This window comes from Phenylobacterium conjunctum (assembly GCF_042679085.1).
Classification (GTDB): Bacteria; Pseudomonadota; Alphaproteobacteria; order Caulobacterales; family Caulobacteraceae; genus Phenylobacterium; species Phenylobacterium conjunctum.
In genome coordinates, this window is sequence record NZ_JBHTLQ010000073.1 from 1 (window position 1) to 13,605 (window position 13,605).

16 protein-coding genes are annotated in these 13,605 nt (G+C 68.6%); 7 read left to right on the top strand and 9 right to left on the bottom strand.

Annotated elements, in window-relative coordinates:
• The 5 genes from ACFQ27_RS19035 to ACFQ27_RS19055 all read right to left on the bottom strand — a co-directional run.
• Nucleotides 1-357 (bottom strand): hypothetical protein (locus tag ACFQ27_RS19035; RefSeq protein ID WP_377354691.1); only part of this gene is annotated, 357 nt, incomplete at its 3' end.
• 80 nt (nt 358-437) lie between these two features.
• On the bottom strand, nt 438-1,304 hold the full coding sequence (locus ACFQ27_RS19040; protein WP_374344858.1) for a 50S ribosomal protein L11 methyltransferase: 867 nt from the start codon (nt 1,302-1,304) through the stop codon (nt 438-440).
• Nucleotides 1,305-1,347: 43 nt separating this feature from the next.
• Nucleotides 1,348-1,797 carry a hypothetical protein gene (locus ACFQ27_RS19045; RefSeq protein ID WP_377354693.1) on the bottom strand — a complete coding sequence of 150 codons (450 nt, stop codon included), beginning with the start codon at nt 1,795-1,797 and terminating at the stop codon, nt 1,348-1,350.
• A 91-nt stretch (nt 1,798-1,888) separates the two neighbouring features.
• Nucleotides 1,889-2,791: an alpha/beta fold hydrolase gene (locus tag ACFQ27_RS19050; RefSeq protein ID WP_377354694.1), complete on the bottom strand. Its 903-nt coding sequence runs from the start codon at nt 2,789-2,791 to the stop codon at nt 1,889-1,891.
• A 61-nt stretch (nt 2,792-2,852) separates the two neighbouring features.
• Nucleotides 2,853-5,195, bottom strand: a complete 2,343-nt coding sequence (locus tag ACFQ27_RS19055; protein ID WP_377354695.1) for a DUF3553 domain-containing protein — start codon at nt 5,193-5,195, stop codon at nt 2,853-2,855.
• Nucleotides 5,196-5,304: 109 nt separating this feature from the next.
• Here ACFQ27_RS19055 and ACFQ27_RS19060 point away from each other — a divergent pair, with 109 nt between their 5' ends.
• The gene (locus ACFQ27_RS19060) at nt 5,305-5,502 is read left to right on the top strand and encodes a hypothetical protein (RefSeq protein WP_374344854.1); all 198 of its coding nucleotides are present in this window, start codon (nt 5,305-5,307) and stop codon (nt 5,500-5,502) included.
• 121 nt (nt 5,503-5,623) lie between these two features.
• On the opposite strand, the gene ACFQ27_RS19065 is transcribed toward ACFQ27_RS19060, so the two are convergent.
• Nucleotides 5,624-5,836 (bottom strand): ribbon-helix-helix domain-containing protein, encoded by a 213-nt coding sequence (locus ACFQ27_RS19065; protein WP_374344853.1) that lies wholly within the window; start codon nt 5,834-5,836, stop codon nt 5,624-5,626.
• 112 nt (nt 5,837-5,948) lie between these two features.
• On the opposite strand from ACFQ27_RS19065, the gene ACFQ27_RS19070 reads away from it, so the two are divergent.
• Nucleotides 5,949-6,725 carry a Coq4 family protein gene (locus ACFQ27_RS19070; RefSeq protein WP_374344852.1) on the top strand — a complete coding sequence of 259 codons (777 nt, stop codon included), beginning with the start codon at nt 5,949-5,951 and terminating at the stop codon, nt 6,723-6,725.
• A gap of 75 nt (nt 6,726-6,800) precedes the next feature.
• On the opposite strand, the gene ACFQ27_RS19075 is transcribed toward ACFQ27_RS19070, so the two are convergent.
• Nucleotides 6,801-6,980 (bottom strand): DUF4169 family protein, encoded by a 180-nt coding sequence (locus tag ACFQ27_RS19075; protein ID WP_377354696.1) that lies wholly within the window; start codon nt 6,978-6,980, stop codon nt 6,801-6,803.
• On the bottom strand, nt 6,977-7,858 hold the full coding sequence (locus tag ACFQ27_RS19080; RefSeq protein WP_377354697.1) for a DUF6807 family protein: 882 nt from the start codon (nt 7,856-7,858) through the stop codon (nt 6,977-6,979). The genes ACFQ27_RS19075 and ACFQ27_RS19080 overlap by 4 nt, the downstream gene beginning before the upstream one ends.
• Nucleotides 7,859-7,968: 110 nt before the next feature.
• On the opposite strand from ACFQ27_RS19080, the gene ACFQ27_RS19085 reads away from it, so the two are divergent.
• Nucleotides 7,969-8,205 carry a DUF2171 domain-containing protein gene (locus ACFQ27_RS19085; RefSeq protein ID WP_377354698.1) on the top strand — a complete coding sequence of 79 codons (237 nt, stop codon included), beginning with the start codon at nt 7,969-7,971 and terminating at the stop codon, nt 8,203-8,205.
• A gap of 49 nt (nt 8,206-8,254) precedes the next feature.
• Here ACFQ27_RS19085 and ACFQ27_RS19090 read toward each other — a convergent pair whose 3' ends face one another.
• The gene (locus tag ACFQ27_RS19090; protein WP_374344847.1) at nt 8,255-9,457 is read right to left on the bottom strand and encodes a pyridoxal phosphate-dependent aminotransferase; all 1,203 of its coding nucleotides are present in this window, start codon (nt 9,455-9,457) and stop codon (nt 8,255-8,257) included.
• A 125-nt stretch (nt 9,458-9,582) separates the two neighbouring features.
• Between ACFQ27_RS19090 and ACFQ27_RS19095 the strand changes: the two genes are divergently transcribed.
• The 4 genes from ACFQ27_RS19095 to ACFQ27_RS19110 all read left to right on the top strand — a co-directional run.
• Nucleotides 9,583-10,305 carry a TVP38/TMEM64 family protein gene (locus ACFQ27_RS19095; protein WP_374344846.1) on the top strand — a complete coding sequence of 241 codons (723 nt, stop codon included), beginning with the start codon at nt 9,583-9,585 and terminating at the stop codon, nt 10,303-10,305.
• A 5-nt stretch (nt 10,306-10,310) separates the two neighbouring features.
• Complete coding sequence (locus ACFQ27_RS19100) at nt 10,311-10,940, top strand: glutathione S-transferase family protein (RefSeq protein ID WP_374344845.1); 630 nt, start codon at nt 10,311-10,313, stop codon at nt 10,938-10,940.
• A gap of 201 nt (nt 10,941-11,141) precedes the next feature.
• A complete protein-coding gene (locus ACFQ27_RS19105) occupies nt 11,142-12,725 on the top strand; it encodes a 2-isopropylmalate synthase (protein ID WP_374344844.1) in 1,584 nt (527 codons plus the stop codon).
• Between the two features lie 149 nt (nt 12,726-12,874).
• The coding region (locus ACFQ27_RS19110) for an EamA/RhaT family transporter (RefSeq protein WP_377354699.1) at nt 12,875-13,605 on the top strand (731 nt) is incomplete at its 3' end.

The following is a 13,605-nucleotide window of genomic DNA, read 5'->3' on the forward strand; positions in this document are numbered from 1 at the left end:
CGACTGAGCGGCTTGCGCCGTGCGGTCCGCGGCGGCCTTGGCGCTGTCGGCGGCGGACTGGCTGGCCGCGGCCATGCTGTCCACGGCCTGCGACGAGGCGGCGCTGGCGCTTGCCGCGGCTTCGCGGGCCTCCTGGGTCGCGTTGTCGATCATGGCCGAGGCGCGGCCCTGGTCCTGGGCGGCCTGCAACTCCGCCTGGGTGTTGCGATTGTTGGTCATGAACACGATGCCCAGGATCGCCACGATGGCGACGAGGGCGGCGATCCACCAGCCGCTGTTTCCGCTGCGGTGATGGACTTCCCGGACGGTGGTTCCGGTCATCGGGTCGGTGGTGATGCGTTCGTCTTCCGGGCGCATGGGCGTCATCCTCTCCAGGGGCGGGAAAGCCCGCCGATGGCCGGATCAACGCCGCGCTTGCGCAGAGGGTTCCTGGAGCCTCAGGGGCGCTGGAGCACCAGGGCGGCCCAGGCGTCGCGGTGGATGCGGCGGACGAGCTTGAAGCCGCGCGAGCGATAGGCGGCCAGCACCCGGCGCTCCTGGGTGCGCAGCAGGCCCGACAGGATGGCGATCCCGCCTGGGACCAAGGCGCCCTTGATATCCTGGGCCAGGGCCACCAGCGGCGGGGCCAGGATGTTGGCGAACACCAGGTCGTAGGGCGCCTGCTCGCGCACCGCCCGGTGACCCAGGCCCGAGGCGTGGACGAAGCGAGCGGGAGCCTTGTTGAGCTTGGCGTTCTCGGCGGCGATGCGGACCGAGGGCTTGTCGATGTCGGTGCCGACGGCGACGGGGGAGCCGGTCCGGGCGGCGGCGATGGCCAGCACGCCGGTGCCGCAGCCCACGTCCAGCACGCGCTTGAAGCCGCGGGCCTTCAACAGGTCGTTGTAGGCGATCAGGCAGCCGACCGTGGTGCCGTGGTGGCCGGTGCCGAAGGCGGCGCCCGCCTCGATGCGCAGGTTGATGGCGTTGACCGGGGCGCGGCCGCGGTCATGGGCGCCGAAGATGAAGAACCGGCCCGCGCGCACCGGCGGCAGGCCCGACAGGGCCATGGCCAGCCAGTCGGCGTCGGCCAGCTTCTCCACCACCACCTTCAGCTTGGGGTATTCGGCCAGCCGGGCGGTCAGCGCGTCGATCTCCTCGGCGCTGGTGGGGAAGGCGTCGATGCGCCAGACGTCGTGGTCCTCGTCCTCCTCCAGGATCGAGTAGGTCGCGCCTTCCAGGGCGATGTCGGAATCGATGGCGGCGGCGGCGGCTTCAGCCTCCGCACGGGGGCCGCGGGCGATGATCTGGACGGCGTCGTCGGTCATGCGCCCCCCTGTAGAGCCTGAAGCCGCGAAAGGCGAGGGGGCGTCAGTTCACGGAGGCCGGTCGAGGCTCGAGCCCGGCGAGGATGCCGCCCCCCTGTGAAGGGAAGGCCGGCTGGGTCTTCAGATCCGCCTGATCGCGCGCCAGGGCCTGGGCGGCGGCGGGCGAGGGCGCCGCGGCGGGCTCCGGCGCGGGGGGCGGCTCTGGAGGTGGGGTGTCCTGGGGCTCCGGCGCGAGGGCCAGGGCGCCGGGTTGGGTCCAGTCCGTGCCGATCACATAGTCGGGGATGTCGCCGGTCAGGCTGGTCCACTCGGCGGCGATCTCGCCGGCCATGGCCTGGGCGCGGCGGGGAACCGGGATCTGGGGCAGGGGCTCGGTGGCCTGCTGCTCCGCCAGGGTGATGAAGTCCGGCGTCATCAGGTCCCCCAACAGGAGGCCAAGCGCGGCCGACGCGGCGACGCCGGCGAACAGGACTTTGAGCCGTTCGGGATCCATGACGCGTCCTATAGCGCGCGTCGCCGCCAAGGGTTCAGCCCGGTTGCGGAAATCGCGGCGCCTGTGGCCCAGGCGCCGCGCCGATGGGCGGTCAGGCCGTCGCCGAGGCCCGGGTCGTCGCCCGGCCGATCAGGTCGGCGATGGTCGGGATCACCCGCTTAGGCAGGTTGTGGCCCATGGCCGGCACCAGGTGCAGCTCGGCGCCGGGGATCACGGCGGCGGTGTCATGGCCGCCGGTGGGCTGGACCAGGGGGTCGTCCTCGCCGTGGATGACCACGGTGGGGGCGGTGATCGAGGCCAGGGCCGCGCGGCGGTCGCCGCTGGCGACGATGGCCGCCATCTGGCGGGCGAAGCCGGCCGGATAGAAGGACCGCTCATAGGTGGCGCGCAGGCGGGCGCGGACCTCGGCGACGTCCTCATCAAACGACGGACCGGCCAGGACCTTGGAGCCCTCAAGCCCGTGGTCGAGGAAGGCCTCCAGATCGACGGCCGGATCGGGACCACGGTTGGTCAGGCGCTCCATGGCCTCCGGCTTGGCCGGGGGCAGGGCGGGGTTGCCGGTGGTCGACATGATCGAGGTCAGGGACAGCACCCGGTGCGGATGTTCGGCGGCGACCATCTGGGCGATCATCCCGCCCATGGAGGCGCCGACGATGTGGGCGCGGTCGATGCCCAGGGCGTCCATCACGCCAGCGGCGTCAGCGGCCATGTCGGACAGGATGTAGGGGACGTCCGGCTTCTGCCCGGTCATCAGGGCCTGGTAGACCTTGGGCATGTCGGGCAGGCCGGCATGGTCCAGCTTCTGCGACAGGCCGACATCGCGATTGTCATAGCGCACCACCCGGTGGCCGCGGGCGACCAGGGCCTCCACCAGCTCCATCGGCCAGGCGATCATCTGGGCGCCCAGGCCCATGATCAGGACCAAGGGCTCACCGTCCTCGGGGCCGTGGGCGTCATATTCGAAGGTCAGGCCGTTGGCGGCGATCTGGGGCATGGGGCGTCCTATGGATTAAATCTGACGGGACCTTAGGCAGTCGCCCACAGGCTGGAAAGCCTCAGCCCTTCTCCACGAAGCTGTCGATGACCTTCTTCTCGCCGGCCTTGTCGAAGGCGACGGTGAGCTTGTTGCCCTCGATGGACTTCACCTGGCCGTAGCCGAACTTCTGGTGGAAGACCCGGTCGCCGCGTTGGAACTTGCCGGAGGCGGAGGGCTCGGAGACGGCGACCAGCCGGCCTTCGCCCTCGATCACCTGTTGGCGGCCAGGATGACCGCCCTTGTAGTTCCGCTCCTGGGCGCGCTTCCAGCCGGGCGAGGAATAGCCGGCGCCGAAGGACGGGGTTTCGTCCCAGCGGCTGCCGTGCTGCTGCATGCCGGGGCCGCCGCCGTAATAGCCGGTCTCGGAACTGGCCTCGACATTGGCGAGCGGCAGTTCGTCGACGAAGCGCGAGGGCAGCTGGCTGGTCCAGCGGCCATAGACCTGGCGGTTGGCGACGAAGGAGATGCGGGCCTCCTCGCGGGCGCGGGTGATGCCGACATAGGCCAGCCGCCGCTCCTCCTCGAGGCCCTTCTCGCCCTTCTCGTCGATGCTGCGCTGGGACGGGAAGACGCCTTCCTCCCAGCCGGGCAGGAAGACCAGGGGGAACTCCAGCCCCTTTGCTGAGTGGAGGGTCATGATCTGGACGGCGTCGGCCTGGGGCCCGCGGTCGAGGTCCATGACCAGGGAGACGTGCTCCAGATAGGCCTGGAGGTTTTCGAAGTTGGCGACGGACTGGACCAGTTCCTTCAGGTTCTCCAGCCGGGTCTGGGCCGTGGGCGTCTTGTCCAGGCGCAGCATGTCCGTATAGCCGGCCTCCTCCAGCACCTGTTCGAGCAGGCGGGGCAGGGGCAGGGTCTCGACCAGGCCGCGCCAGCGCAGGATGTCGCGCAGGAAGTTGGCGAGCGCCGTGCGGGTGCGGGCCGGCAGCTCGTCGGTCAGCACCAGCTGGCTGGCCGCCGAGAAGGCGGTGACGCCGTTCAGCCGGGCGATCTGCAAGAGCTTCTGGACGGTGGTGTCGCCGATGCCGCGCTTGGGCTGGTTGACGATGCGCTCGAAGGCCAGGTCGTCGTCCTGGGACTGGATCAGGCGCAGATAGGCGTGGGCGTCGCGGATTTCGGCCCGCTCGAAGAAGCGCGGGCCGCCGACCACCGTGTAGGGGATCGACAGGAGCACGAACCGCTCTTCGAAGGCGCGCATCTGGAACGAGGCGCGGACCAGGATGGCCATGTCGCGGTACTTGCGCGGATCGCGCTCGGTGGAGCCGCGGTGGGCGCGCTCGATCTCGTCGGCGATCAGGCGGCTCTCGGCCTCGCCGTCCCAGACCCCGCGGACGATGACCTTTTCACCGCCGTTCTGGTCAGTCCACAGGGTCTTGCCCAATCGGCCCTTGTTGGCGGCGATCAGGCCGGAGGCGGCGGCCAGGATGTGGCTGGTGGAGCGGTAGTTGCGCTCCAGGCGGATGACGGTGGCGCCTGGGAAGTCGCGCTCGAAGCGCAGGATGTTGTCCACCTCGGCGCCGCGCCAGCCATAGATCGACTGATCGTCATCGCCCACGCAGCAGACGTTCTGGCGCTTCTGGGCCAGCAGGCGCAGCCACAGGTACTGGGCGACGTTGGTGTCCTGGTACTCGTCCACCAGCACGTACTTGAAGCGCTCATGATAGTCGGCGAGCACGTCCGGGTGGCCTAAGAAGATGGTCAGGTTGTGCAGCAACAGGTCGCCGAAGTCGCAGGCGTTCAGCACCCGCAGGCGCTCCTGGTAGAGGCTGTAGAGCCGCTGGCCCTTGTTGTTGGCGAAGTGCGCGCCCTCGGCGGGGGGCAGCTTCTCCGGCGTCCAGCCGCGGTTCTTCCAGTGGTCGATCAGGCCGGCCAGGGTCTTGGGCGTCCAGCGCTTGGCGTCGATGTTCTCGGCTTCCAGCAGCTGCTTGATCAGGCGCTCCTGATCGTCGGTGTCGAGGATGGTGTAGTTGGACTTCAAGCCCACCAGCTCGGCGTGGCGGCGCAGGATCTGGGCGGCGATGGCGTGGAAGGTGCCCAGCCAGCGCAGGCCCTCGGCCTGGGGACCGATGATGTGGGTGATCCGCTCGCGCATCTCGCGCGCGGCCTTGTTGGTGAAGGTGACCGCCAGCAGCTCCCACGGCTTGGCCCGGCCGGTGGCCAGGATGTGGGCCAGGCGCGTGGTCAGCACCCGCGTCTTGCCGGTGCCGGCCCCGGCCAGCACCAGCACGGGGCCGTCGGTGGCCTCTACCGCCTGGCGCTGCTCGGTGTTCAGACCGTCGAGATAGTCAGGCCCCCGCATGCGCGCGAGGTCGCTGACGCGGGGCTGGGGCAGGTGGTCGTTGTATGATTCAGGCGCAGACATCGGAACATATGTAGCACAGACGCGCGCGGGCTTAAGTCCGTGAGGAACGCTCGCACGCATTTCCATGTTAGGCTTGGACGAGGGGACGCATCGAACGAAGGAGGCCGCCATGGCGCGCTCATCCGGACGTGGATCGATCCTGGCCCTGATCGTCGCCATCGTGGCCCTGGCCTTGGCGGCGGGGGCCTATTTCGCCTGGTCGGCGCGGCGGGTGGAGAGCCCGGTGAAGGTGTCCCTGGAACTGCCCAAGGCGCCCTTGCCGGATGGGCCTAAGCTGCCGGATCCGCCGATCCCTGCGCCGCGCTGAACACCTCAATTACCGTCATGGCCGGGCTTGTCCCGGCCACCCATGAACTCCGACTTGCAGGATCAGGCGCGTATGGGTGGCCGGCACAAGGCCGGCCATGACGGTCTTGGTTGCGGGGAGTTTAGCGCCCCTGCGCGAACCGCAGCGCCGCCACCCGGCAGGCGGAGGCGAGGGGGGCTTCGGCGCGGGTCTGGTCGAGGCGGGCGATGAGGCCGGCGAGGCTTAGGCCCTCGGCCGCCGCCATCTCGTCCAGCACGGCCCAGAACTCCGGCTCCAGGGCGAGCGAGGTGGCGTGGCCGGCCAGCAGGATCGAGCGCTTCTTTAAGCGGGGCATGAGATGTCTAGTCTCCCTCAAAACGGGGCTTGGCAAGCGCTCACGCGGTTGAAATAAAGATGACACATCCGTCATTTTGTATCCGAGCACTGTTCAGTTATGGAGTTTGCCCATGACCGCCACCGTGATCGACCTGTCGCCGGCCCAACGCCCGCTGCCTAAGCCCCGCCTGGACTGGCCGGCGGCGTTCCGCGCCGTGCGCAAGCTGTTGAAAAACAAGGAAGACACTCTTCAGGTCTTCGAGATCATGAAGGCCCTGAACGGCAAGTCGGTGGCCGACGGCTACGCCCGTATGCTGACCACTCTTCAGGGCGGCCGCATCGCCTATGAGCGGCAGGAACTGGCCAAGCGGCTGATGGACGACGCCTGGCTGGACAGCTTCGCGCCCGGCACGGTCGGCGCGGCCTATCGCGACTTCATCCGGGCCGAGAACCTGTCGGCCGACGGCCTGGTGCAGGTCAGCCGCGACGGCGGCGAGGCGATCGACGTCGCGCACCCCCACGCCTGGTTCGGCCGCCGGATCCGCGACACCCACGACATCTGGCACATCCTGAGCGGCTATCACCGCGACGCCCTGGGCGAGGCCTGCCTGGTGGCCTTCTCCTACGCCCAGACGGGCGGGCTGGGCTGGGCCTTCATCGCCGTGGTGGCGGCCCTGCGCTCCAAGACCAAGCGCGCGCCGAAGCAGCCCTATGTGCGGGCGATCTGGCAGGGCTATCAGCGCGGCCGCGCGGCGGCCTGGCTGCCGGCTGAGGACTACGACGTCATTCTGAACGAGCCGCTGGACGCCGCTCGCCGCCGGCTGAAGATCACGCCGGCGACCCACTACAACGCCATCCCCCAGGACCTGCGCGACCTCGTGCACCCGTCCATGCGGAAGGCGGCCTGAACCCGCCGAAGCCAGTTCCCTTGGCGGCGGACTAGAGGGGCGGGGGAGAGTCGAGCCTCCCCCGCCTTTTCATTTTCAGCGATCTTCGCGCTTGGCGCCGTCGAGCAGCTTCACGCCCTTGTCGCGCTCCAGCGCCTGGGCCTGCTTCTCGCCCTTGGTGCGGCCGAACTTGGCGCGGTTGGCGGCGGCCTCGGCCTTGGCCTGGGTCTTCTGCGCCGCCTTGCGGGCCTTGTTGAAGTTGACGATCTCGGTCATGGCGCCTTCCGGGGCTGGATGACGATGGCGGCCTGCAGGCGCAGGGGCTGGCCCTTGGTCAGCTGGACCGGGACGCGGCCGGGGAAGGCGCAGTTCTGCATGGAAAGCTCCCGGCGCAGGATCCACTGGGTGATCGGCTGGCCATTGGCCTTGCAGGCCAGGCCCACAGCCCAGGCGGGATAGCCGGCGCTGGCCGGCCAGGTGAAGCCCATGGACGATCCAGCCGAGACCTGGCCCACCTGGGGCTGAACGACCTTGCCCTGGGAGGCGAAGGTCAGCTGGTCGGGGCGCACGAGGCGGATGGAGAACCCGCCATAGCCCTTGGCGTCATCGCTGCCGCCCAGGGACAGGCCGTCGACCTTGGGCGTGATGGCCGTGTCGAAGTCGAGGGTGCGGCCGCCCTTGTCCAGGGGATGGACGGTGATCTTCGTCGTCTCGCTGGCGACATAGACCAGCTCCCCGTCCTTGGAGACCATCCAGTCGAGGTCGACGGTGAGCACGCCGGAGCCATCGGTCTGGCCCTGGAACTTCTGGCCTTTCACGAAATAGGTCAGGCCGGTCATGAACCAGCCGTCCGCTGCCGGCTGGCCGTTCAGCTTCACCTGGTGCCAGGCCCAGAAGACGCCGCGCTGGTGGGGATGGTCGGCGGGACCGTCTTCGGTCAGGGCGGTCCCGTCCGGCGCATAGAGCGGGTGGATGTAGTTCAGGCGACCGGGCTGGGCGGGGTCGGCCGTGCGGGCGCGGTAGACCAGGACGGGCTTGCCGTCGTCGGTGATCGTCACCTGGTCAGGGCTGAGCTTGGCGTCCACCGCCGCCTGGGCCGGCAGGGCGAAGGCGAGCGCGCAGGCGAGGGCGAGGAGGGGGCGGCTGTGGCGCATGGGCGGCTCCGGGGCTCGGGCCAGATTAGCGCGGGCTGGGCGAGCTGCGCCATGAACTCTTGGACAGGAAGGGCGTTTCCACCCCGAACCCCAGACAAGGAGATACAGCTATGGTGATGGGTGAAAACATCCGCGAACACATGGAAGTGGTCGGGTCGGACGGTGGTCACGTGGGCCGGGTCGACAAGGTGGCCGGGACCGAGATCGAGCTGGCCATGCTCGACCTGGGATCAGGCTTCAAGCACCACCTGATCCCGCTGACCTGGGTCGATCACGTCGAGGACGACAAGGTCTGCCTGAGCATGACCAAGGACGCCGCCAAGGCGGCCTGGCGCGAGAAGCACTAGGCGGGAGCGAACCCCTCTCCCCGCACGCGGGGAGAGGGGGAGTGCTGGCTTACTTCAGGTTGGCGCAGAAGCGCTGGATGCGGCCGCAGGCGTCTTCCAGCACCGCGTTCGAGGTCGCGTAGCTGATGCGGAAGAAGGGCGAGAGGCCGAAGGCCGCGCCGAACACCACCGAGACGCCTTCCTGCTCCAGCAGTTCGACCGCGAAGTCCTGGTCGTTCTGGATGACCTTGCCCGAGGGGGCGGTCTTGCCGAGCAGCTTTTCAACCGACGGATAGACGTAGAAGGCGCCTTCCGGCGTCGGGCAGTGGATGCCCTGGGCCTGGTTCAGCATGGAGACCACCAGGTCGCGGCGGCCTTCGAACAGCTTGGCGTTCGGCTTGATGAACTCCTGGGTGCCGTTCAGGGCTTCCACCGCCGCCCACTGCGAGATCGAGCAGGGGTTGGAGGTGGTCTGGCTCATGACCTTGGCCATCAGCTTGATCAGCGGCTCAGGGCCGGCCGCATAGCCGATCCGCCAGCCAGTCATGGCGTAGGCCTTGGACACGCCGTTCATGGTCAGGGTGCGGTCGTAGAGGGCCGGCTCGACCTGGGCGATGGTGGTGAACTCGAAGTCGCCGAACACCAGGTGCTCGTACATGTCGTCCGTCAGGATCATCACGTGCGGGTGGCGCAGCAGGACGTCGGCGATCGCCTTGAGTTCAGCGCGGGTGTAGGCGGCGCCGGACGGGTTGGACGGCGAGTTCAGGAACACCCACTTGGTCTTGGGCGTGATCGCAGCTTCCAGGTCGGCGGCCTGCAGCTTGAAGCCGGTGTCTGCCGTGGTGGCCACGGCGACCGGCGCGCCGCCGGCCAGCAGCACGATATCCCAGTAGCTGACCCAGTAGGGCGTCGGGATGATCACCTCGTCGCCGGGCGACAGGGTGGCGATCATGGCGTTCCAGATCACCGGCTTGCCGCCGGGCGAGACGTTCACCTGGCTGGTCTTGTAGGTCAGGCCGTTCTCGCGCTGGAACTTGGCGACGATGGCTTCCTTGAGCTCCGGAATGCCGTCGACGTTGGTGTACTTGGTCTTGCCGTCGCGGATCGCCTTGATGGCGGCTTCCTTGACGTTCTCGGGGGTGTCGAAATCCGGCTCGCCCGCGGCGAGGGAGATCACGTTTCGGCCCTGCGCTTTCAGTTCGCGGGCTTTCGCGTCCGCCGCCAGGGTGGCGGAGGGCTTAACGCGAGACAGCGCGGCGGATTCGAGCGACATAGCGGGGTGACTCCCGGTCGAGGTTTGAAGGAACGGGCGCGGGTTTAGCCGAAGGGCGCGAAGAGGCAAAGCCGCGATTGCCGGCTACGCTTGACGCAACCCCCCGAAAGGGCGACGGAGCGGGCATGCGTCGCATCCTGCGCTTCCTGACCGAAATGGACGCCAAGGCCTGGCGGACCCTTCTGGTGTCCTTCGTGCTGTTCGGCGGCGTCGGCCTGGTCTTCCTGTTCGGGGCCCAGGTGCTGGGGTTCAATGGCGAGGCCACGGTGCAGAACTGGCTGGGCGCGGCGAGCGGCCCCTGGTCGCTGCCCATCGCCGTCAGCGCCTTCGCCCTGCTGGCCTTCATCGGCGTTCCGCAGTTCGTGTTGATCGCCGCCGCCGTGGTGGCCTTCGGGGCCTGGACCGGCTTCGCCTACAGCTGGATCGGGACCATGGTCTCGTCCCTGGTCGGCTTCTACCTGGGGCGGATGGCGGGGGCGAAGACGCTCGAGACCTTCTCCGGCGAGAGCGTGCGGCGGTTCATGGACATGGTTGGCCGCAACGGCTTCCTCGCCAGCCTGATCGTGCGGCTGGTGCCGTCAGCGCCCTTCATCGTCGTCAACATGGCGGCCGGCGTGACGCCTATGCGCGTCATCGACTTCGCCGCGGGCACGGCCATCGGCATCATCCCGAAGATCGCCCTGACGGCCTTCGCCGGCAATTCCATCGTCGCGGCCATGAGCGGCGGCGGGATCAAGCATGTCGGCGGGCTGGTCGCCATCGCCGCGATCTGGATCGCCTTCGGCTGGTTCGCCCGGCGCTGGCTGAAGTCCCGCGAAGCCGAGGACGCGACCCAAACGGAGGCTTGAGGCCCATGCTGAAGCTCTACACCTTTCCCAAGACCATTGGCCTGGCCTGTCACATCGCCCTGGCGGAGGCTGGCGCGGCGTATGAGCTGGTGAAGGTCGACTTCATGACCAACGCCCAGCGCGCGCCGGACTACCTGGCCATCAATCCGAAGTCGCGGGTGCCGGCCCTGGAGACCCCGCAAGGGATCCTGACCGAGGCCCCGGCGATCATGACCTACATCGCCCAGACCCATCCGGCGGCGAAGCTGGTGCCTGACGAGCCCTTCGCCTTCGCCGAGATGCTGGCCTTCAACATCTATCTGTGCGGCACCGTGCACCCGGCCGCCGCGCACCGGCATCGTGGCTATCGCTGGGCCGACGCGCCCGAGGCCATCGAAGACATGCGCCGCAAGGCGCCCCTGAACGTCGCCGAATGCTTCGACCTGATCGAGGCCCACATGTTCAAGGGGCCGTGGGTGATGGGGCAAGACTACAGCCTGGCCGACCCTTACCTCTATGTGCTGACCAGCTGGCTTGCGCGCGATGGCGTGGACTCCGCGCCCTATCCGAAGGTGATGGAGCATTTCGCGCGGATGGGCGAGCGGCCCGCCGTGCGCAAGGTTCTTGCCGAAGTCGAGGCCCTGAGCGCCGCCTGACGCAAGGCTGTTGCGGAATGAGCCCTGATTCAGTATGAGGTCTCCTATGCGTACGCAGTCGAACAGCCTGCTTCTTCTCTCGCTGGGGCTTAGCCGCCCCTGGGCGCCTTACTAGGCTGCGCATCTTCGCGGCCGGGCGCTTCAGGGGATGACCCATCCGTCCAAGCGCCTTAAGAGAACCCCGCGAAGAGAGACTACATCATGACCGTATCCGCCAACGATCCCGCCCCGGCTCGCGACGAACGCGACCGCGTCATCATCTTTGACACCACCATGCGTGACGGCGAGCAGTCGCCCGGCGCGTCCATGTCGCTGGAAGAAAAGCTGGAGTTGGCGAAGATCCTCGAGGAAATGCGGGTCGACGTGATCGAGGCCGGCTTCCCCATCGCCTCCAACGGTGACTTCGAGGCCGTCCGCGCCGTCGCGGAGATCGTTTCCGAGAGCACCGTCTGCGGCCTGGCCCGCGCCGGCGCCGCCGATATCGAGCGCTGCGCCGAGGCGATCCGCCCGGCCAAGCGCGGCCGCATCCACACCTTCATCTCCACCAGCCCGGTCCACATGAAGTGGAAGCTGCAGATGGAGCCGGAAACGGTCCTGGAGATGATCACCAAGTCCGTGTCGCTGGCCCGCAACCTGTGCGGCGACGTGGAATGGTCGGCCGAAGACGCCACCCGCACCGAGCGCGACTTCCTGCTGCGGTCCGTGGAGGCGGCCATCAAGGCCGGCGCCACCACGATCAACCTGCCCGACACGGTGGGCTACACCTATCCGTCGGAATACGCCGACCTGTTCCGGGACGTGATCGAGAACGTGCCGGGCGCCGACAAGGTGATCTTCTCCACCCACTGCCACAACGACCTGGGCCTGGCCGTGGCCAACTCCATCGCCGGCGTCCAGGGCGGCGCGCGCCAGATCGAGTGCGCCATCAATGGCATCGGTGAGCGCGCGGGCAACGCGGCCCTGGAAGAGATCGTCATGGCGCTGAAGGTGCGCGGCGACCGTCTGCCCTTCCACACCGCGGTCGAGCCCCTGCACATCACCCGGGCCAGCCGCTACGTCTCGGCGATCACCGGCTTCCCGGTGCAGTTCAACAAGGCCATCGTCGGCAAGAACGCCTTCGCCCACGAGAGCGGCATACACCAGGACGGGATGCTGAAGAACGCCGAGACCTACGAGATCATGAAGCCGGAGGACGTGGGGCAGGGCGCCACGAACCTGGTCATGGGCAAGCACTCCGGCCGCCACGCCTTCCGTGAAAAGCTGAAGGCCCTGGGCTATGAGCTGGGCCAGAACGCCCTGAACGAGGCGTTCCAGCGCTTCAAGGACCTGGCCGACAAGAAGAAGCACGTCTTCGACGATGACATTGTGGCCCTGGTGGACGACGCCCTGGCCTCGGGCGCGGACCGCATCCAGGTCAAGCACCTGCGCGTGATCGCCGGCACCGAAGGCCCGCAGGAAGCCCACCTGACGGTCACGGTCGACGGCGTCGAGCGCTCGGCCACCGCCACCGGCGACGGCCCGGTGGACGCGGTGTTCAACGCCATCCACGAGGTTGTGCCGCACACCGCCATCCTGCGCCTGTTCCAGGTGCATGCGGTGACGGAAGGCACGGACGCCCAGGCTCAGGTCTCGGTGCGGCTCGAAGAGGACGGCCGGATCGCCACCGGCCAGGCGGCGGACACCGACACCCTGACGGCGTCGGCCAAGGCCTATGTGAACGCGCTGAACAACCTCTTCGCCCGCAAGGAAAAGAGCGCGCCTGACGCGATCGCGTCGGGGTTCTAAGCGCGCCAAGGTGTCATCCCGGTTTCCCCGCCAGGGGAAGACCGGGACCCATAAACACACATTTCTCCTGAAGGCCCGGCGCGTCTGGGTCCCGGTCAGGCGCTGCGCGCCTTCCGGGATGACACCACGCGCGCGGGTGGGGTTTCGACATGCTCTGGATCATCCTGACCGCCGCGGCGGCGCCGCTGCAGGTGGCGCGCAATGCGCTGCAGCGTGGCCTGATCGGTGACGCCGGGCCTTGGGGCGCGACCCTGGTGCGCTTCCTGTTCGGCCTGCCGTTCTCGATCAGCATCTTCGCCCTGGTCGCTCTGTTGACCCACGGGGCGCAGCCGCAGTTCGGCTGGCCGTTCTTCAGCGCCATCCTGATCGGGGCGACAGCCCAGGTCGCGGCCACGGCCGCCCTGTTGTTGGCCATGCATCGATCAGGCTTCGCGGTGGCCACCTTCATGCAGCAATCCTCCCTGCCGCTGGGCGCGGTGGTGGGGCTGGTGCTGTTTCACGACGCCCTGGGTGGGGCGAAGTGGGCGGGGATCGCGGCCACGACCTTGGGTCTGGCGGTCCTGTCCTGGCCAAAGCCCGAGGACACCCGCGGGGCGACGCTGGGCTCCCTGTTCGGCCTGGCGTCGGGCCTGGCCTTCGCCTTCGCCCTGAATGGCTATCGTCAGGCGGGGCTGGCGCTGGAGCCGCAGCATCCGATCTTCGCGGCGACGGCGGGGGTGGTGGTGGCCCAGACCTACCAGACCCTGCTGCTGGGCTCGGCCCTGGCGATCTGGCGGCCGGCCGCCCTGCGCGCTGTGGCGGCCTCCTGGCGGCAGTCCCTGGGCGCGGGCTTCTGCGGCGCGGCGGCCTCGGCCTGCTGGTTCGCGGCCCTGGCCATGGC